The 17,044-nt window shown below is 70.6% G+C and carries 17 protein-coding genes; 6 read left to right on the plus strand and 11 right to left on the minus strand.

What is annotated here, in order from left to right; all coding sequences use genetic code 11:
• The first annotated feature begins 186 nt into the window (after positions 1 to 186).
• Positions 187 to 747: an NAD(P)/FAD-dependent oxidoreductase gene (locus CNO20_RS16970; protein WP_101297311.1), complete on the plus strand. Its 561-nt coding sequence runs from the start codon at positions 187 to 189 to the stop codon at positions 745 to 747.
• A 22-nt stretch (positions 748 to 769) separates the two neighbouring features.
• Here CNO20_RS16970 and CNO20_RS16975 read toward each other — a convergent pair whose 3' ends face one another.
• The 9 genes from CNO20_RS16975 to CNO20_RS17015 all read right to left on the minus strand — a co-directional run bounded on the left by CNO20_RS16975 (position 770) and on the right by CNO20_RS17015 (position 10,544).
• Positions 770 to 1,471, minus strand: coding sequence for a dienelactone hydrolase family protein (locus CNO20_RS16975; protein ID WP_101297312.1), 702 nt, complete (start codon positions 1,469 to 1,471; stop codon positions 770 to 772).
• A 477-nt stretch (positions 1,472 to 1,948) separates the two neighbouring features.
• Positions 1,949 to 2,503: a hypoxanthine/guanine phosphoribosyltransferase gene (hpt, locus tag CNO20_RS16980; RefSeq protein ID WP_101297313.1), complete on the minus strand. Its 555-nt coding sequence runs from the start codon at positions 2,501 to 2,503 to the stop codon at positions 1,949 to 1,951.
• Between the two features lie 90 nt (positions 2,504 to 2,593).
• On the minus strand, positions 2,594 to 3,319 hold the full coding sequence (locus tag CNO20_RS16985) for a maleate cis-trans isomerase family protein (RefSeq protein ID WP_101297314.1): 726 nt from the start codon (positions 3,317 to 3,319) through the stop codon (positions 2,594 to 2,596).
• A gap of 103 nt (positions 3,320 to 3,422) precedes the next feature.
• Positions 3,423 to 5,021: a hydantoinase B/oxoprolinase family protein gene (locus CNO20_RS16990; RefSeq protein WP_101297315.1), complete on the minus strand. Its 1,599-nt coding sequence runs from the start codon at positions 5,019 to 5,021 to the stop codon at positions 3,423 to 3,425.
• Positions 5,022 to 5,037: 16 nt separating this feature from the next.
• On the minus strand, positions 5,038 to 7,089 hold the full coding sequence (locus CNO20_RS16995; protein WP_101297316.1) for a hydantoinase/oxoprolinase family protein: 2,052 nt from the start codon (positions 7,087 to 7,089) through the stop codon (positions 5,038 to 5,040).
• Positions 7,090 to 8,256, minus strand: a complete 1,167-nt coding sequence (locus tag CNO20_RS17000) for an Nramp family divalent metal transporter (protein ID WP_101297551.1) — start codon at positions 8,254 to 8,256, stop codon at positions 7,090 to 7,092. It lies immediately after the preceding gene.
• Positions 8,257 to 8,578: 322 nt separating this feature from the next.
• Positions 8,579 to 9,058 carry a cupin domain-containing protein gene (locus CNO20_RS17005; RefSeq protein ID WP_101297317.1) on the minus strand — a complete coding sequence of 160 codons (480 nt, stop codon included), beginning with the start codon at positions 9,056 to 9,058 and terminating at the stop codon, positions 8,579 to 8,581.
• Between the two features lie 102 nt (positions 9,059 to 9,160).
• Positions 9,161 to 9,703, minus strand: coding sequence for a ribbon-helix-helix protein, CopG family (locus CNO20_RS17010; RefSeq protein ID WP_101297318.1), 543 nt, complete (start codon positions 9,701 to 9,703; stop codon positions 9,161 to 9,163).
• Between the two features lie 58 nt (positions 9,704 to 9,761).
• Positions 9,762 to 10,544 carry an SOS response-associated peptidase gene (locus CNO20_RS17015; RefSeq protein WP_101297319.1) on the minus strand — a complete coding sequence of 261 codons (783 nt, stop codon included), beginning with the start codon at positions 10,542 to 10,544 and terminating at the stop codon, positions 9,762 to 9,764.
• Positions 10,545 to 10,736: 192 nt separating this feature from the next.
• Between CNO20_RS17015 and CNO20_RS17020 the strand changes: the two genes are divergently transcribed.
• Entirely contained in the window at positions 10,737 to 11,486 is a 750-nt protein-coding gene (locus tag CNO20_RS17020) for a ribonuclease H-like domain-containing protein (RefSeq protein WP_101297320.1), read from the plus strand.
• Between the two features lie 380 nt (positions 11,487 to 11,866).
• Entirely contained in the window at positions 11,867 to 12,763 is an 897-nt protein-coding gene (locus tag CNO20_RS17025) for a hypothetical protein (protein WP_199174901.1), read from the plus strand.
• Positions 12,764 to 12,839: 76 nt separating this feature from the next.
• Here CNO20_RS17025 and CNO20_RS17030 read toward each other — a convergent pair whose 3' ends face one another.
• A complete protein-coding gene (locus CNO20_RS17030) occupies positions 12,840 to 13,037 on the minus strand; it encodes a DUF5800 family protein (protein ID WP_101297321.1) in 198 nt (65 codons plus the stop codon).
• Between the two features lie 96 nt (positions 13,038 to 13,133).
• Between CNO20_RS17030 and CNO20_RS17035 the strand changes: the two genes are divergently transcribed.
• The 3 genes from CNO20_RS17035 (at position 13,134) to CNO20_RS23470 (ending at position 15,726) form a co-directional block, all read left to right on the plus strand.
• On the plus strand, positions 13,134 to 13,991 hold the full coding sequence (locus CNO20_RS17035; RefSeq protein WP_101297322.1) for a polymer-forming cytoskeletal protein: 858 nt from the start codon (positions 13,134 to 13,136) through the stop codon (positions 13,989 to 13,991).
• Between the two features lie 78 nt (positions 13,992 to 14,069).
• On the plus strand, positions 14,070 to 15,251 hold the full coding sequence (locus tag CNO20_RS17040) for a redox-regulated ATPase YchF (protein ID WP_101297323.1): 1,182 nt from the start codon (positions 14,070 to 14,072) through the stop codon (positions 15,249 to 15,251).
• 298 nt (positions 15,252 to 15,549) lie between these two features.
• Positions 15,550 to 15,726 carry a hypothetical protein gene (locus CNO20_RS23470; RefSeq protein WP_199174902.1) on the plus strand — a complete coding sequence of 59 codons (177 nt, stop codon included), beginning with the start codon at positions 15,550 to 15,552 and terminating at the stop codon, positions 15,724 to 15,726.
• Between the two features lie 30 nt (positions 15,727 to 15,756).
• On the opposite strand, the gene CNO20_RS17045 is transcribed toward CNO20_RS23470, so the two are convergent.
• Complete coding sequence (locus CNO20_RS17045; protein ID WP_101297324.1) at positions 15,757 to 16,878, minus strand: pyridoxal phosphate-dependent aminotransferase; 1,122 nt, start codon at positions 16,876 to 16,878, stop codon at positions 15,757 to 15,759.
• Positions 16,879 to 17,044: the final 166 nt, after the last annotated feature.

Below are 17,044 nucleotides of genomic sequence, written 5' to 3' on the forward strand. Positions count from 1 at the left end.
GCTCGCTGACCGGCGTCCGCCAGCCGTCGCCGGCCGTGGTTTCGGCGCGGACCCCCGCTCCGACGGCGGTCGCCGCATCGACCACTCGCGGTCGTCGCGCCGTCGCCCGAGGAGCGCTCGCCGAAAATACCCTGTACGGATTGACAGCTCGCAAACTATTAGCGAAACGAGGCTGAACGGTAACTTATGACGACTGTCGCTATCGTCGGTGGTGGTCCCGCCGGCCTGAGTGCCGCACTGTTCCTCGCGAAGAACGGCCTCGACGCGGTCGTGTTCGACACGGACGAGACGTGGATGCACAAAGCCCACCTGTTCAACTACCTCGGCGTCCGCAGCATCAGCGGCTCCGAGTTCATGACGCTCGCCCGCGGTCAGGCGGAGGACCGCGGCGCGGACCTCCGCTCCGAGGAGGTGACGGCCGTCGAATCGACCGACGACGGGTTCCGCGTGACGACCGGAGACGGCGAGTACGACGCCCGGTACGTCGTGTTCGCGACCGGCGCGAAGCGCGATCTCGCGGAGGAGCTCGGGTGCGAGCTAACCGAGGCCGGAACGGTCGACGTCGACCTGAGCATGCGGACGAGCGTCGAGAACGCCTACGCCACCGGGGCGATGATCCGCGATCAGGAGTGGCAGGCGATCATCTCCGCGGGCGACGGCGGGGCGGCGGCGCTCGACATCCTGAGCGAGGAGAAGGGCGAGCACTTCCACGACTTCGACACGCCGGCCGACGTTCCCGAACTCTGAGCGCCCTGCCCGAAGACGCGTCCTACCCGCAGACCTCGGAGACGAACGCGTCCAGCCGCCGCCGCACGTCGCCCGCGTTGTCGCCCGAGAACAGCCGCTGGGCGTGCTCGTCGCCGTCGTACGTCACCAGCTCCTTCGGCTCCGGCGCCTTCGCGTGGAGTTCGCGGCCGACGCGGACGTACTTCTCGTGCTCGCGCTCGCTGATGACGAACAGGAGCCGCCCCTGCAGGTCCGACGCACGCTCGACGCCGCCGCTGGCGGAGAGCGTCGCCGTCCCGTCGACCGCGCCCGGCTCCGCCTTCGCGTTCGCGAAGAGCGCCGCCTTCCCGCCCGAGCTCGCGCCGATGACCACCAGGTCGCTCACGCCCCGTTCCCCGCGCATATACCGAATCGAGCCCAGCACGGAGTCCGCGCGGTTGTCGGGGTCCTCGTCGAGCGCGAGCACGAGCCGTCCGTCGCCGGCTAGCCGCTTCGCCTCGGACTCCCAGCTTTCGCGGTCCCTGTCGATCTGCGGGACGAGCACGACGCCGCAGTCCCCGCTCCCGTAGAGCGTCGCGTCGAGCGTCGGCCCGTGCGCCGCCGGCAACGTGACGTTGCGCGGCCCGGTGTCCCCCTCGGGTACCCGCTCCTCGGACGGTTCGCTCAGGCACCCGGACGCCGCTCCCGCCGAAACGGCTCCCGCGAGCGCCAGGAACCGCCGCCGATTCGGTTCGCGGAGCGCCATGCGGGATATCGGACGCCATCGAGCTATTGTTAACCGCCTCTTACGCGGCGCACGCCGGCCCTACCGTGGCTCTCACGGACTGCGCGTTTCTGTCGACTGAGGCTCAGTATTCCGGAGCGACGAGACCGAATTCGAATCGGCGGGGGCGCGTCGTCGATCGAGACGGTGGGGATCGCGCTGCCGTTCCTCCTCGTCGCGGCCGCCGTCGCACAGGGCGTCGTCGGCAACGAGATACTCGTCGCCTCCCCGATCGTGTTCGTCCGCTCCGCGTTCGCCGCGCCGTCGCTGCTGAAGCGGGCGGTCGAACGGGTCGGTCCGGGCGGGGGAGGCGGCTCCGGCGGCGAGCGGGCTTCCGACGGGTCGCGTTCGGCGCCGGGGAGCCGGATCCGGGACCGGTGTAGCTCAGTCCGCGGAGTTCACCGTCGGCGTAGCTCGTTCACCTCGGCGGACCGTCCGATCGCACACCGACCGAATCGCTCAGGAACGGACGACGACCTCGCCGTCGACGACGTCGATCTCGACGAGGCTCTTGACCTCGAACGGGAGCTCCGGGGCGTCGACGCCCGCCACCGCGCGACGGACCACCACGACGACGTCGGCGAGCTCCGCCCCCGCGTCCAGGATCGCCCCGCAGACGGCTTTCAGCGTCCCTCCGGTGGCGAACACGTCGTCGACGACGAGAACGCGGTCGCCCTCGCGGACGTTGTTGAGGTAGAGTTCGCCCTCGGCGTAGCCCGTCGTCTGGTGGATCGGCACCTCGTCGTCGAAGCCGTAGGGGCGCTTTCGGACGACCACGAACGGAACGTCGGATTCGAGAGACAGCGCCGTCGCGTGGTGGATCCCCATCGCCTCGGGCGCGACGATCTTGTCCACGCCGTCGAGATCCGTCGCGGATTCGATCCCGCGGGCGATCTCGCGGAGCAGCGCCGGTTCGACGAGCGGGATGCCGTCCGTCACCGGGTGGACGACGTACTCGTAGCCGTCCCGCCGTATCACCGGCGCGTCCCGGAGCGATCGGAGCAGGTTCTCCATGGTCGGCGGAACCTACGTCGGCGATCCCGTTCGCTCTTCCGGGCGGTCGCAGCGTCCGCGAGGCGCGCTCGTCCACCGGAATCGCGCGATTCAGCGGCCGCCCAGGCGACCGGGAACCGATTCCGTCCCGACGCCGACCGTCCGGAGCGCGTCCCACAGCGTCGCCGCGTTGCTGGTGACGACCGGGACGCCGAGATCGGCCTCCAGCGGCTCGATCGCGGGGAACGTCCGGTAGTTCGTACAGGAGACGAAGACCGCGTCCAACCCCCCGGAGTCGAGCGCCGCCCCCTCGACCGTCCGTCGGACCTGGCGGTGAGCGTCCTCCGGGGCCAGCGCGCCGATGGCCGTGTTGTCCTCGATCCCGCGGCCGTCGACGGCGACGACGGTCCGCCCGCCGGCTTCGAGGTACGCCACCTCGCGCTCGGTGAGGTCGTCGACGTAGGGCGTCGCGAGCGCGATCCGATCGGCCGACAGGGCCGAGAGCGCCCGATCGACGGAGCGGGCGGTCGCGACCGCCGGCCGGCCGGCGGCCGCCGCGAGGTCGTCCTCCAGCCCCGCGGCGAACTCCCGGCCGTGGAGCAGGCTCCCGGAGGTGCAGGCGTAGGCGACCGCGTCCACGTCGGCGTGGGCGAGCCGCTCGGCGCACTCCGCGGCCGCGCCCGCCATCTCGTCGAGCCCCGCCGCCGTCACCGACGAGAGGGGCATCCGCGCCGCGTGGACACTCACGCCGTCCGGGACGGCCCCCGCGAACTCCGGCTCCGCGGTCGAGTTCGACGACGGGACGACGATCCCGAGCCGGGCGCGCCACCCGTGCATCAGGCGGCCCTCCCGCGGGTGGTCATCGGCTCACCTCTCCGTCGGCGTTGGGTGACGTTCGTCGAGCCGCCTTCCCCCCGGCGTTCGGTGACCGTCACCGAACTCATCGGACCACCTTCCCGTCGCGGCGGTCGCGCTCGCGCGCCTCGGGATCGCGCTCGGCCGGGTCGCCGTGCCCGCCCCCGCCGGGCGTGCGGACGGTGACGGTCGTTCCGGGGTCGACCTCGCGGGTCGTCTTCGCCGGGACCGGCCGGCCGTCGACGAGGTTCTCGCCGGTCGCGCCGTCCTCGCCCCCGGCGACGCCCCTCGGCGCGATGCGCCGGCGCTCGGTCAGAAGCGACACTGTCGCCGCCGCCTCCACGGTGACGGCGCGCTCGACGCCGAGGCCGCCGCGGAACCTGCCGTCGCCGCCGCTGTCCGGCCGGAGCGCGTACCGCTCGACGCGGAGCGGGTACTCGGCCTCCATCGCCTCGATCGGCGTGTTGAGCGTGTTGGTCATCCCGACCTGCACGCCGTCCATGCCGTCCTTGTCGGGGCGCGCGCCGAAGCCCCCCGCGATCGTCTCGTAGTAGGTGAACCCCTCGCTCGTCCGGCTGCCGACCGTGAGGTTGTTCATCGTCCCCTGCCCCTGGGCGGGAACGCGGTCGGGCGCGGCCTTCGCCAGCGCCGAGAAAACCACGTCGGTCACGCGCTGGCTCGTCTCGACGTTGCCGCCGACGACCGCCGCGGGCGGCCGGGGGTTCAGCACCGATCCCTCGGGGATGTCGACCTCGATCGGGTCGTAACAGCCCTGGTTCGGCGGGATCTCCGGGTCGGTCACGCAGCGGACGACGAAGTAGACCGCGCTGGTCGCGACGGCGAAGGGGGCGTTGACGTTGCCCGCGACCTGCTCCGCGGTGCCCGAGAAGTCGACGGAGACGCGGTCGCCGTCGATCTCGACCGCGACCTCGATCGGAACGTCCTCGTCCGTCACCCCGTCGCCTTCGAGCGCGTCGGCGGCGGCGTAGGTCCCGTCCGGGAGCGCTTCGAGTTCGGCGGCCATCCGGTCGCGGGAGTAGTCGATCACGGCGTCGAACGCGGCGAGGATTCTATCTCGGCCGCGTTCGGCGATGAGGGCGTTGATCCGGTCCTCGGCGCGCTCGTTGGCCGCGATCTGCGCGCGGAGGTCCGCCCGGCGCTCGGTCCCGTTGCGGACGTTCGCGAGCAGCAGCGTCATCACGTCGTCGTTGATCTCGCCGCCCCGGACGAGCGGCACCGGCGGGAGCCGGAGCCCCTCCTGGTACACCTCGCGCGCGCCCGCGGGCATGCTCCCGGGGGTCATCCCGCCGACGTCGGCGTGGTGCGCCCGGGAGGCGGCGTAGCCGACGACGGTCCCCTCGTGGGCGATCGGGGAGACCATCGTCACGTCCGGCAGGTGGGTGCCGCCGGCGAAGGGATCGTTGAGCACGTACACGTCGCCCGGTTCAGGCTCCCGGTCGAGCACCGCCCGGACGGCCTCGGGCATCGCGCCGAGGTGGACCGGGATGTGCTCCGCCTGCGCGACCAGCCGCCCGTCGGCGTCGAAGACGGCCGTCGAGCAGTCCCGCCGCTCCTTGATGTTCGGCGAGTAGGCGCTCGTGACGAGCACCTGCCCCATCTCCTCGGCGATTCCTTCGAGCCGGTTCCGCATGATCTCCAGCGTGATCGCGTCTAACTCCGTCATCTCTCACCTCCGTCGGTCACTCTTCCTCACCCCGTTCGAGGACGACCGAGCCGTCCTCCCGGACCGCCCCCGCCCAGCCGGGGGGGACGACCGTCGTGCTCTCGTTCTGTTCGAGAATGGCCGGTCCCGACAGGTCGATCGCCGGGCCAGGAGCTGACGCGGCGGACGAGCCGTCGACGCTCCCGCGGCCCGCGCCGACGGGAAGCGCGTCGCGGTCGTAGACGGGCGTCTCGCGGAACCCGCCGTCGAAGAACGCCTCGCGGGTCCCCTTCAGCGGGTCGCCGTCGCCGCGGTACGTGAGCTCCACGGGCGGGCGCTCGCCGACGGCGGTCGTCCGGAGGTTGACGAGTTCGACCGGGTCGTCCATCCGGTAGCCGTAGGCCGCCTCGTGCGCCTCGTGGAACCGCGCCGCGACGGCCTCCGCGCCGAAGCCGTCGCCGACCAGGACGGTCAGCTCGAAGCTCTGGCCGACGTAGCGGAGGTCGGCCGCCCGCCGGACGCGGAGGTCGGCCGCCCCGCCCGCCCTCGCGCGCACGTCCGCCGCGAGGTCCTCGTAGGCGTCTCCGACGGCCGCCGGGTCCACTTCCGAGAGGGGCGTCCGGAACGTCCGGACGGCGTCGTGCTTCTCGTCGGCCGCGAGGAGGCCGAACGCCGAGAGCACGCCCGACGGCTGCGGGACGATCACCCGGCCGATGTCGAGTTCGGCGGCGAGTTCGGCCGCGTGCATCGGCCCCGCGCCGCCGAAGGCGACGAGCGAGAACCCGCGCGGGTCGTGCCCGCGCTCGACCGTCGCGGCCCGGATCGCCCGGGTCATGTTCGCGTTGGCGACGCGGTAGACGCCGCGGGCGGCCGCGAGCGGGCCGTCCAGGTCCGCCTCCGCGTCGAGTTCCGCCAGTGCGTCGCGAGCGGCGTCCGCGTCGAGTTCGAGTTCGCCGCCGAGCGCCGAGCTCCCGCCGATGTAGCCGAGGACGACGTTCGCGTCGGTGACGGTCGGCTCTGCGCCGCCGCGGCCGTAACAGGCCGGTCCCGGCTCCGCGCCGGCCGAGCGGGGGCCCACCCGGAGCGCGCCGCCGGGATCGACCCACGCGATCGAGCCGCCGCCCGCCCCGACGGTCGTCACGTCGACCATCGGCACCTTGATCGGGCGCTCGCCGATCCGCACGTCGGTCGTGCGCTCGACCTCGCCGCCGCGGACGAGGCTCACGTCGCTCGACGTCCCGCCCATGTCGAAGGTGACGAGGTCGCCCTCGGCGGCGTCGACGGCGCTCGCCCCGACGACCCCGGCGGCCGGGCCTGACAGCGCCGTCGTGACCGCCCGCTCGCGGACCGTCGCGGCGTCGGCGATACCGCCGTTGGACTGCATGATCCGCGGGGCGGGCACGCCCGCCTCGGCGGCCCGCTCCTCCAGGCGGCCGACGTAGCGGTCGATCTTCGGCGTGACGTAGGCGTCGACGACCGTCGTCGACGCCCGCTCGTACTCGCGGAACTCCGCGAGTACCTCGTGGGAGGCCGACACGTGCGCGTCCAGCTCCTCGCGGAGGACGTCGGCGACGGCGCGCTCGTTCTCGGGGTGGGCGTACGCGTGAAGGAGGCAGACCGCCACGCTCTCGACGCCGTCGTCGCCGAGCCGTCGGGCGAGCTCCCGGACCTCGCGCTCGTCGACCGGCGTCTCGATCCCCTCGACGGTCGCCCGCTCGTCCACCTCGTACCGGCGCCGCCGGGGGACCAGCGGCGCGGGCTTCTCCGCGTCGAGGTCGTACAGCGAGGGTCGGTCCTGTCGGCCGATTTCGAGCACGTCGCGGAAGCCCGCCGTCGTCACGAGCGCGGTCTTCGCGCCCGTCTCTTCGAGGAGCGCGTTGGTGGAGACGGTCATCGCGTGCGAGAACGCGTCGATCGCGTCGGGGGCGACGCCCGCGGCGTCGCACGCCTTCCTGATCCCCCGCATGACGCCGACGCTCTGGTCTTCGGTGCTCGGCACCTTCACCGTCGTGAGTTCGGCGTCGGGCGACAGGAGCGCCACGTCGGTGAACGTGCCGCCGACGTCGACGCCGACGCGGTAGCCGCCCACTCAGAACACCCCCGCGACTTCGAGCAGCGTCCGGACGCCGAGCCAGACGACGACGAGCGTCACGATCCCGCCGAGGACGTTCTGCGCCGGGCTGTTCGTGTAGTTCCCGAGGATGTCGCGGTCGTTCATGACGTAGATCAGGAACAGGGCGACGATCGGCAGGAGGACGCCGTTCGCCACCTGCGCGAAGAGGATCACCTCGACGGGGCTGTACCCGAGCACCGAGGAGAGGACGCCGACGAGCAGGATCGTCCCCCAGACGGCCCGGAAGCGGGTCGACGTGAGGTCGCGCTCCCAGCCGAGCGCGCCCGCGGTCGCGTACGCGCCGGCCAGCGGGGCCGTCGTGGCGCTCGTGAAGCCGGCCGCGAACAGCCCGACGCTGAACAGCACCTTCGCGTGCGTCCCGGCGAGCGGTTCGAGCTGCTGGGCCATCCTGCCGACGTCGTCGATGCTCGTGCCGACGGGGAAGACGGCGGCCGCGGTCACCAGGATGGCCAGCGTGATGACGCCGCCGCCCACGATCGAGGCGATCGTGTCGGTTCGGCACTCGGGGAGCTCGCTCGGCTCCGCCCACCGCTCTTGAACGCTGCTCGCGTGGAGGAACAGGTTGTACCCGACGATCGTGGTGCCGATGAGCCCGGTGATCAGAAACAGCGATCCCTCGGGGACGCTCGGGACGAACCCGCCCGCGACGGCGCCGAGGTCGGGCCCGACCAGCAGCGCCGCGGCGAGGAAGGAGAAGGCCATCAGGACCACCAGCCCGACGAGCGCCTTCTCGATGAGCTTGTACCGCCCCGTGAAGAGGAGGACGCCCGCGAAGAGCCCCATGAGCGGCGCCCACAGCGTCTCGCTCACGCCGGTGAGCGTCGCGAGGCCAGCGGCCCCGCCGAGGATGTTCCCCGCCTCGTAGGCGGCGGTCCCGATCCCGATGGCGCTGATGACGAGCGCGATGCTCGCGGCGCTCGCGATGGGGTTGTCGAACTGGGTGCGGAGCGCCTCGCCGAGCCCCTCCCGCGAGACGAGGCCCAGCCGGGCGCTCATCTCCTGGAGGATCACGGTCGCGACGATCGAGAAGGCGATCGTCCAGATGAGCGCGTAACCGAACCGCGCGCCCGTGACGCTCGCGGTCGTCACCGTGCCCGGGCCGATGAACGCCGCGGCGACCATCGCCCCCGGGCCGATCGCCTTCAGGCGTTCCGCCACTCCGACTGTCCGTTCTTCGCGCTGTGTGAGTCCCATTTTCGGTTCACCTTGTCGTGTGGTCACAACCCACTCATGGTGGGGCATAACTGCTGTTATGATCGGTGTGCACTCGGGGCACACGTCGTATGATGCGATGTGAAAGCTATCGTCAGGCGTCCACCTACGGTTCCGGAGGAGACGCGACTTCACCGCCCTCCGGTTCTCGGATCGTCACGATCGCGAGGAGTGAATCGCCTCCAGGGCGCGCTGCCCGACGAACGCTACCGGGAGAGTTCCTCCAGCGCACTTATTCCCCCTCCCAGTAGTCCACGTCGTCGTCGATCCGGTAGTATCCTTCAAGGGACCGTTCGTCCCGTCCCCTCGGCGGTGATCCGACGTACACCCCGAATTTGTCCGAATCCGGGTACACGGTCACGTCCGGTTGGTTCATCGTCGAGACGGTGAGGTATCGAAGCGGCGCGTCGGAGTCGTTGATCACTCGATGGCCGCCCGATTCGTCCGACGGAAACGCCACGTAGTCTCCCTCGTTGAGCGCGTACACGTCGCCGTCGAGGCGGAGCGTTCCGGTTCCGGCGAGCACGTACATCGCCTCTTCGTTCGCGGTGTGGTAGTGGTACGGCCACGACTTGCTTCCCGGCGGGAGCTCGTAGAGGCTACAACCGAGTCCTTCAGCTCCCGCTGCTTCGCTCAGCTGCTTCCGTCTGAACTGTGCATCTCCGCGGACGAGTTCTGTCCAGTCGAGTTCGCCCTCGTTCGTGCGACCCATGGGGCGACCTCACAGAGCGAACGGATATGTCTTAGCTACGCTTCGCGCTACCGTTCCGACTCTCGATCCACCGCGTTCGCCGATGAAACGCCTCCGCGCACCTCACTCTTCGACGACCAGCACCTTCGAGACGCCCTCCTCGACCGCGAGGTCGAACGGCAGCCCCTCGGCGCTGCGCTCGATGAACCGGAGCATGAACCACTTCATCGACTCCGAGGGGAACACGACGTGGTAGGTGCGCTCGCCGGCCTCCCGGACCGTGAGAAAGCCGCAGAAGGACAGCCAGTCGAGCAGTTCGCCGGCCGAGTCGAAGCGGTTCCGGTACTCGGTCGCGTGGTACTCGGAGACGCGGTCGGCGCAGTCAAGGAACGCCGGGTCGGGTTCACCCCCCTCGCCCTCGACGTGTTGCAGGAAGCAGTGGAGGAAGTCCACGTCGAGGAGGACGTGCTCGCCCGACGAGAGCATCTGGTGGTACTCTTCGAGGTTGGCGCTGGCGTCGGCGGTGGCCGCCTCGAAGTTGGCGGCGTAGAAGGTGAGCGCCTGCCGGACGAGTTCGCTCTGCCCGCGCCCGGTCCGCGAGACGAGGCTGTCCAGCGCGGATTGGGCGTCCGCGTCCATGGACACCGTGACTCTGTTCGTGGCCATACGTTCCGGTGGGGCCGGGGAACCTAATGGTTTCGCGGCGTCGCCGGTCCGCGCTACTCTACCCCTCGATCGGCTCGATCAGGTCGGGCGCGTCGTTCGCCGGGCTGTTCACGCGCGTCGACACCGGGTAGGCGATCATCTCGTCGTCCGGGTGGGGATCGAGCAGCGCGGCGGCGTCGTCGGGGTCCGCCGTCAGCCACTCGCGCTCCTCGTCGGGCGCGAGGACGACGGCCATCCGGTCGTGGAGGTCCGAGATCAGCCCGTTCGGCTCCGTCGTCACGACGGCGAACGTCTCGACGGCGTCGGGTTCCGCCCCCTCCGCCGCCTGCGTCCCCGCCGGTCCGCCCGCGCCGTCTCCGCCGTTCGCGCCGCTCCCGCCGCTCCCGCCGCTCCCGCCGCCTCCGCCGCCGAAGTCCGAGAGGCCCGTCTGCGTCGTGGGCGGCGTCCACCGCTCCCACAGGCCGGCCATGGCGAACGGCCGGTCGTCCTCGAAGGCGACCCGGTACGGCTGTTTCCCGCCGCCGTCCCGTTCGACCCACTCGTAGAAGCCGTCGGCGAGGACGAGACACCGCCGCCGCTCGAACGGCTCGCGGAAGCTCCGCTTCTCGCGGACTGTCTCCGCGCGGGCGTTGATGAACCCGCCGTCCGACTCGTCGTCGGCCCAGGACGGGACGAGCCCCCACTTCCGAAACCTGATCGCGTCGGGCGCGTCGTTCGCGATCACGGGGAGGCGCTGGCCGGGCGCGCAGTTGTACCGCGGCTCCGTCGGCCGCTCGAACGCGGCGTCGAAGCGGTCCTCGAGGACGCCCTGCGGCGTGAATAGCGTGTAACGGCCGCACATATTCCAAACGACGGTCCCGAGGGGGATAACCGCTTCCCGTCGGGCGGCGCGTCCGCGCCCGTCCCCACCTGCCACCTCTGCCCACCACCGCTCACCACCGCTCACCTCCGCTCATCTCCCTGCGACCCTCGAACCGTCCCTCCGGGCGGAGTTCAGGAGGATTTAGGTTCCTCGCCGGAGACGGCTCCGGACGTGCGAATCGAGAACAGCTTCATTCCCGTCCGCGGGGTCGGCGAGGCGACGGAGCGGAAGCTCTGGGAGCACGGCGTCACCCACTGGGACGAGTTCGACGGCTCCGTCGTCGGCGAGACGACCGCCGGCCGCATCGAGGAGTTCATCGGCGTCGCGACCGAGCGCCTCGACGCCGGCGACTCGCGCTTCTTCCGCGACGCGTTCCCGAGCGGGGAGCGCTGGCGGCTGTACGAGAACTTCCGCGACGACGCCTGCTTTTTCGACATCGAGACGACCGGCCTCAGCCACCGCCGCGACGAGGTGACGACGGTGAGCTACCGCCGCGGCGGCGAGACGACCACGCTCGTCCGTGGCGACGACCTGACCGCCGAGACGGTGCGGGAGGCGTTCGCGGACGCGCCGCTCGTCGTCTCGTTCAACGGCAAGCGGTTCGACGCTCCCTTCCTCGAAGAATCGCTCGGCGTCGAGATCGACGCCCCGCACGTCGACCTCGTGTACCCCTGCAAGCGACTCGGGCTGACGGGCGGGCTCAAGCGGGTCGAGCGCGACGTGGGCATCGAGCGCGACCGACCCGACCTCTCCGGCCGGGACGCGGTCCGCCTCTGGCGCGAGTACGAACGCGGCGACGAGGGCGCGCTCGACACGCTCATCTCGTACAACCGCGACGACGCCGACAACCTGGAGACGCTCATGGACCGCGTCGCGGCCTCGCTCCACGAGGAGACCTTCGGCGTCGTCGAGTCGGCCTGACGCGCCCCGCGGCGGCTGTCGCCCGATCTCTTCGCGGTTCCCGTGTCCCTACTTCCCGTCCGGGTATATTTCTAGACACCCATCTAGAAATATGTCCGAATAGACAACCGGCTACTTCGTCTACCGTCGGACCGCACTCGAAACCGGATATCCGCGAATTCCGCTGCGAGAGCGGATTTGCGGTCGGTCTTTCGCCCGTCGACCATGTAGATTTATAATTCGTCACCGCTGACACCAGTTGTGATCGCCCTCCGCACGAACCCTCCGTGCTCGCACGACAGCCCCGTTCGAGCAGTTGGCTCCCGGCCTCGGGTCCGGAGTCCCGACCCAGTACTGACACCCACTCGTCGACGAACGGCGCGCCTCCGGCGGTGGAATTGATGCCGTCGTTCACGACGCGACTCGCGGACGGATGGGAACTGGCACGGTCGCACCTCCCGCTGGCTCTCGTGCCGCTCGCGACCGCACTGCTCAACACGGACAAGATCGGCAAGGTTCTCAGCGCCGACGGGGCGCACTTCGGACTCCAGTCCGGGTTTCCGGCGACCGTGGTCGACCTCTGGCGGTTCGTCAGCGTCCCGGAGGAGGGCGCGACCGTCGACCTCGGCGTCGGCGGATCGGACACCGCCTTCGCGCTCCTGCTGCTACCGGTCGCGCTCGCCGTCCAGGCCGCGTTGTCCGCGGGGTACTTCGGAAGCATCCGCGACGCGCTTCGCACCGACAGCTACGACTTCCTCTCGAACGCGCGCCGCCACTTCGTCCCGTTTCTGCTGTACGCGGCCGTTCCGGTTCTGCTCTTTCTGCCGCTTTTTCTCCTCGGACCGACCGGCGGAAGCCGACTGCTCGGCCTCCTGGTCGTCGTACTGGTCCCCGCGATTCTCGTCGCCACGTACCTGTTCTACGCGACGCCGTACCTCGTCGTCCTGCGGGAGACGGACCTCCTGTCGGCGGCGCGGGGTTCGTTCGGGCTCGCGCTCGCCGGCGGCCCCTACCTGAGGTTCGCGCTCGGCTTCGCGGGGTTCGTCCTCGCGACGTCGCTGTTCGCGACCGCCTTCGTGGTGAACCTCGGGGCGGCGGGGGTCGCGCTGGGCGCACTCGCCGCCGCCCCCGTCGGGCTCGCGGCCAACGCGGCGACGATGCGCTTCGTCGCCGACGTCGATCCCCGGTCGCCGTCTCTCGGGCCGTGGGACGGCGACGGCGGCGAAGGCAGCGAGGGTGGCGAAGGGGGCAAAGGCGGCGGAGCCGATCCCGACGCGGGGTCGTACGCCGCGGAGTGAGTCGAACGAGCGGCAGCCTTCGACGCGCCTCGTTACCCTCGGTGAGGGAAGCCCACGATTTAGTCGTGAGGGAGTGTCACTTCAGAATGTCCGCGATCCGCCTCGGTTCGCCGCTGAGCGCGGGCTCTTTCTCGACGATCTTCAGCACCTCGTGGTCGGTCACGTCGGGGTAGCGTTTCTGCGTCGCCTCCTCGATGAGATCCCTCTCCAGCCGGAACTCGGTTCCTTCGTAGATCACGTCGACGCCGTCGTCGTCGAAGGAGAGAACGGTCATACCGACTCTACCGCCGCGGAGGATAAAAGCGCACGGCTCCGCGTCAGACGACCGTCTTGCGGGCGGTTTATTAGGGGCGGCGTGCTGGTGCGGACTGTGTCACTCGGGCAGGACCCTCTCGACGCGCTCGCCATCCCCGACGGCACGACCGCCGAGGAACACGACCTCGTCACGGACGGCGACGTGGTCGTCGGCGGCCAGAGCACCGTCGAGTTCGGCGTCCGCGGCCGGAACGTGATCGCCGGCGAGCGGGTCACCTTCGGCGGCGACATCGAGGCCGAGGCGGACTGCCGACTCGACGTGTGGTGCGACGTGGCGGGGAACGTCCTCGTCGGCAAGGACGCCTACCTGGGCGAGCGCGTCCACATCGGCGGACAGCTGATGGTCTCGGGCGACCTCGACATCGGCGACGACGTGGACATCGAGAAGGGGTTCGAGGCGAACGGCTGGATCGTCATCCGCAACCCGGTCCCGACGCTCGTCTTCTACTTCATCGTCCTCTCGCAGCTCCTCCGCCTCGGCGAGAACGACGCGGCGAACGAACTCGCCGCCGCGCTCGGCGAGGAGGGCGAAGCGGAGGTCGATCCGCTCGTCATCCCGCGCGGGTCGAGCGTCTCGGACGACGCCTGGCGCGTCTCCGCCCCCGCGACGGTCGGCGACGGCTGCCGCCTGCACGGCAACATCCGCGCCGAGTCCATCGAGATGGGCGAGGACAACAACGTCTTCGGGAGCCTCCGCGCCCGCGAGGACATCTCCGTCGGCGAGGGGACGCGCGTCCACGGCGACGTGACGACCCGCGGCGGCGAGGTCCGCATCGAGGAGGGCGCGCGGGTGCTCGGCGACGTGCTCTGTTCCGACCTCACGGTCCACGAGGGCGCGACCGTCGACGGGACCGTGCGCGCCCGCGGGAAGGTGCGGCTCGTCCGCGCCGATCAGGCTCGCGAAGCCGAGTAGTTCCCGCCGATCGACGCCCGCCCGTCGAGGGGCGCGCAGACCGAAAGGCCATTTTCCCGGACGACGGTACTCCCCCCTATGATCACCATCGCGCTCGCGGGCAAGCCGAACGCGGGCAAGTCGACCTTCTACAAGGCCGCGACCATGTCGGACGTGGACGTGGCGAACTACCCCTTCACGACCATCGACGCGAACCGCGGCGTCAGCTACGTTCGCACCGAGTGCCCCTGTCTGGAGCGCGACGAGCGCTGCGGGGACGAGGCGTGCCGCGACGGCAAGCGGTACGTCCCGATCGAACTCATCGACGTGGCCGGCCTCGTCCCCGGCGCGCACGAGGGCAAGGGGCTCGGCAACCAGTTCCTCGACGCGCTGACGAACGCCGACGTGATCGTGAACGTCGTCGACGCCTCCGGCGGCACGAACGAGGAGGGCGAGCCGGTCGAGGTGGGCAGCCACGACCCGATCGAGGACGTGAACTTCGTCGAGGAGGAGATGGACCTGTGGCTGGCCGGCATCGTCGACCGCAACTGGGAGTCGATCGAGCGGAAGTCCCGGTCGCCCGACTTCGACCTCGACGACGCGCTCGCCGACATGCTGACGGGCTTCGGCGCGACGGAGGCCGAGGTCGCCGCGAGCCTCCGGAGCCTCGACTACCCCGAGGACCCCATCCAGTGGACCGACGAACACCGCGAGGCGCTCGCGCGCGACGTCCGCGCCCGGACGAAGCCGATCGTCCTCGTGGCCAACAAGGCGGACGTCGCCCCCGAGGAGAACGTAGCGCGCATGCGCGAGACCGGAAAGATGGTGATCCCGGCGACGGCGGACGGCGAACTCGCGCTGCGGAAGGGCGCGGAGGCGGGCCTGATCGACTACGACCCCGGCGACGAGGACTTCGAGATCGCGGGCGACGTGAGCGACGCCCAGCGGAAGGGCCTAGAGCGGATCCGCGAGGTGATGGCGGAGTACGGCGGCACCGGCGTGCAGGAGGCGCTCGACCGGGCCGTCTACGATCTGCTCGACCACGTCACCGCGTTTCCGGTGCAGAACGAGACGCGCTGGACGGACGCCAAGGGGAACGTCCTCCCCGACGCCTTCCTGCTCCCCCGTGGATCGACGCCGAGGGACCTCGCGTACGCCGTCCACTCGGACATCGGGGACGGGTACCTCCACGCCGTCGACGCCAGGTCGAAGCGGCGGATCTCGGACGCGTACGAACTGGAGGAGGGCGACGTGATAAAGATCGTCAGCACGGCGAAGTGATCGGGCGATCCCGGCGTTCGCGAACCGGAGAGGTCCACCGTTCCCCGGCAGCGTTCGGAGAAGCGTCACTTAGTCGAGTGAGCTGCTGAGACGGTCTCGAAAGCCCCCGGACGCTCCGGTCTCGCGCCTCGCTGTGGTCCTCGGCCTGCGGCCTGCGGTCCTTGCTTCGGCGTGCTTCCCGGAGCGCCCGGCCCCTTTCAGTCCCCCCACGGCGGCTGATCCGCCCGCAACCGCGTCTCTGAACACTGCCCCCTCGCGCGGGCAACGTTTCAAGTACGTCCCGGCGCAACAGTGCGGTATGTACCGCGCGATCCTCCCCGACGGCGACATGGAGTGCGACGAATACGAGAAGGAGGAGTACGGCGTCAACCTCTACACCGAAAGCGGCGACCACATCGCGTTCGTCCCCTACGCGAACCTGATCGCCGTCATCAACGAGGACGTCGACACGGGCGACGAACCGTCGATTATCTGAGACTCGGCGGTCGAGTCCTCCTCTCGCCCCTCAGCGGACGGCCCGCGCCGCCTCGCCCATGATCGAGAGGGCCTCCTCCAGTTCCTCGACGCTCGTCGCGTAGGAGATGCGGGCGTAGCCGTCGCCGTGCTCGCCGAACGCCTCGCCGGGCACGACGATGACGCCGCGGCCGATGCACTCTCTCACCCACCCGTCCGGGACCTTCGGCATGGCGTAGAACGCGCCCTTCGGCGTCGGACACTCGATGCCGATGTCTGCGAGTCCGTCGAGCAGCAGGTCGCGCCGCTCCTCGAACGAGGCGGTCATCTCCCCGACGACGTCCTGCGGCCCGGTCAGGGCGGCCTCGGCGGCGAACTGCGCCGGGGCGCTCGCGCAGGCCTGGGCGTACTGGTGGACGCGGATCATCCGGGCGACGCGCTCGCTGGAGGCCGCGACCCAGCCGAGCCGCCAGCCGGTCATGGCGTACAGCTTCGACGCCGAGTTGACGACGACCACGTTGTCGCTTTCGGCGAACTCGGCGGGCGAGCGGTGCTCGCCGTCGAACACCGTGTACTCGTACACCTCGTCGGAGACGCAGAGCACGTCGTGCTCGTCGGCGATGCGGGCGAACTCCCGGACGTCGGCCTCGGGCGACACCGCCCCCGTCGGGTTGCCGGGGCTGTTGACGACGAACGCCGCGGTGTTCTCGGTGATCGCCTCCTCGACCGCCGCGGGGTCGATGGTGAGATCCTCGCGCAGCGGAACCGGAACGGGCGTCCCGCCGGCGAGCTTCGTCAGGGCGTCGTAGGAGACGAACCCGGGGTCGGGGATGAGCACCTCGTCGCCGGGGTCGACGTGCGCCTCCAGCGCGATGTGCAGCGCCTCGCTCCCGCCGGCCGTGGCGATGACGTCGTCGGGATCGACCTCGATTCCCTGGTCGCGGCGGTGCTTGTCGGCGATCGCCTCCCGGAGGCTCCGAAGCCCCTTGTTCTCGGTGTAGGCGTCGGCCCTGCCGTCTGCGATGGCCTCGATGGCGGCCTCGCGGGCGTGTTCGGGCGCGGGGAAGTCGGGTTGGCCGAGCCCGAGGTTGATCGCGTCCTCGCCCGCCGCCTCGAACACCTCGCGGATGCCGCTTATCGACACCTGCTCCACGCGCGTGGAGAACTTCGTCATGGACTATCCGGAGCGGGGAGGCGTGATAGTTCTTTGCTCACGGGCAGAGGCGGCTCTCCCGGGATCGGCCCCCCGTCACGGAAATAATTGCCTTAACCTGCGACGGTCTCATCTCCCGTGATTTCGTCGAAACGGGCGCTTTCGGGGCCCGGAACGCGGAAATTCG

It is taken from the genome of Halegenticoccus soli, assembly GCF_002844195.1.
Taxonomy (GTDB): domain Archaea; phylum Halobacteriota; class Halobacteria; order Halobacteriales; family Haloferacaceae; genus Halegenticoccus; species Halegenticoccus soli.

Coding starts and splice junctions, on each gene's coding strand:
- CNO20_RS23470 (WP_199174902.1), top strand. CDS start 15,550: ATGTACCGCGCGATCCTCCCCGACGGCGACATGGAGTGCGACGAATAC.
- CNO20_RS17005 (WP_101297317.1), bottom strand. CDS start 9,058: ATGGGTCGCACGAACGAGGGCGAACTCGACTGGACAGAACTCGTCCGC.
- CNO20_RS16975 (WP_101297312.1), bottom strand. CDS start 1,471: ATGGCGCTCCGCGAACCGAATCGGCGGCGGTTCCTGGCGCTCGCGGGA.
- CNO20_RS16985 (WP_101297314.1), bottom strand. CDS start 3,319: ATGCACGGGTGGCGCGCCCGGCTCGGGATCGTCGTCCCGTCGTCGAAC.
- CNO20_RS17025 (WP_199174901.1), top strand. CDS start 11,867: ATGCCGTCGTTCACGACGCGACTCGCGGACGGATGGGAACTGGCACGG.
- CNO20_RS17040 (WP_101297323.1), top strand. CDS start 14,070: ATGATCACCATCGCGCTCGCGGGCAAGCCGAACGCGGGCAAGTCGACC.
- CNO20_RS17000 (WP_101297551.1), bottom strand. CDS start 8,256: ATGGTCGCCGCGGCGTTCATCGGCCCGGGCACGGTGACGACCGCGAGC.
- CNO20_RS17015 (WP_101297319.1), bottom strand. CDS start 10,544: ATGTGCGGCCGTTACACGCTATTCACGCCGCAGGGCGTCCTCGAGGAC.
- CNO20_RS17010 (WP_101297318.1), bottom strand. CDS start 9,703: ATGGCCACGAACAGAGTCACGGTGTCCATGGACGCGGACGCCCAATCC.
- hpt (WP_101297313.1), bottom strand. CDS start 2,503: ATGGAGAACCTGCTCCGATCGCTCCGGGACGCGCCGGTGATACGGCGG.
- CNO20_RS16970 (WP_101297311.1), top strand. CDS start 187: ATGACGACTGTCGCTATCGTCGGTGGTGGTCCCGCCGGCCTGAGTGCC.
- CNO20_RS17045 (WP_101297324.1), bottom strand. CDS start 16,878: ATGACGAAGTTCTCCACGCGCGTGGAGCAGGTGTCGATAAGCGGCATC.
- CNO20_RS16990 (WP_101297315.1), bottom strand. CDS start 5,021: ATGACGGAGTTAGACGCGATCACGCTGGAGATCATGCGGAACCGGCTC.
- CNO20_RS17030 (WP_101297321.1), bottom strand. CDS start 13,037: ATGACCGTTCTCTCCTTCGACGACGACGGCGTCGACGTGATCTACGAA.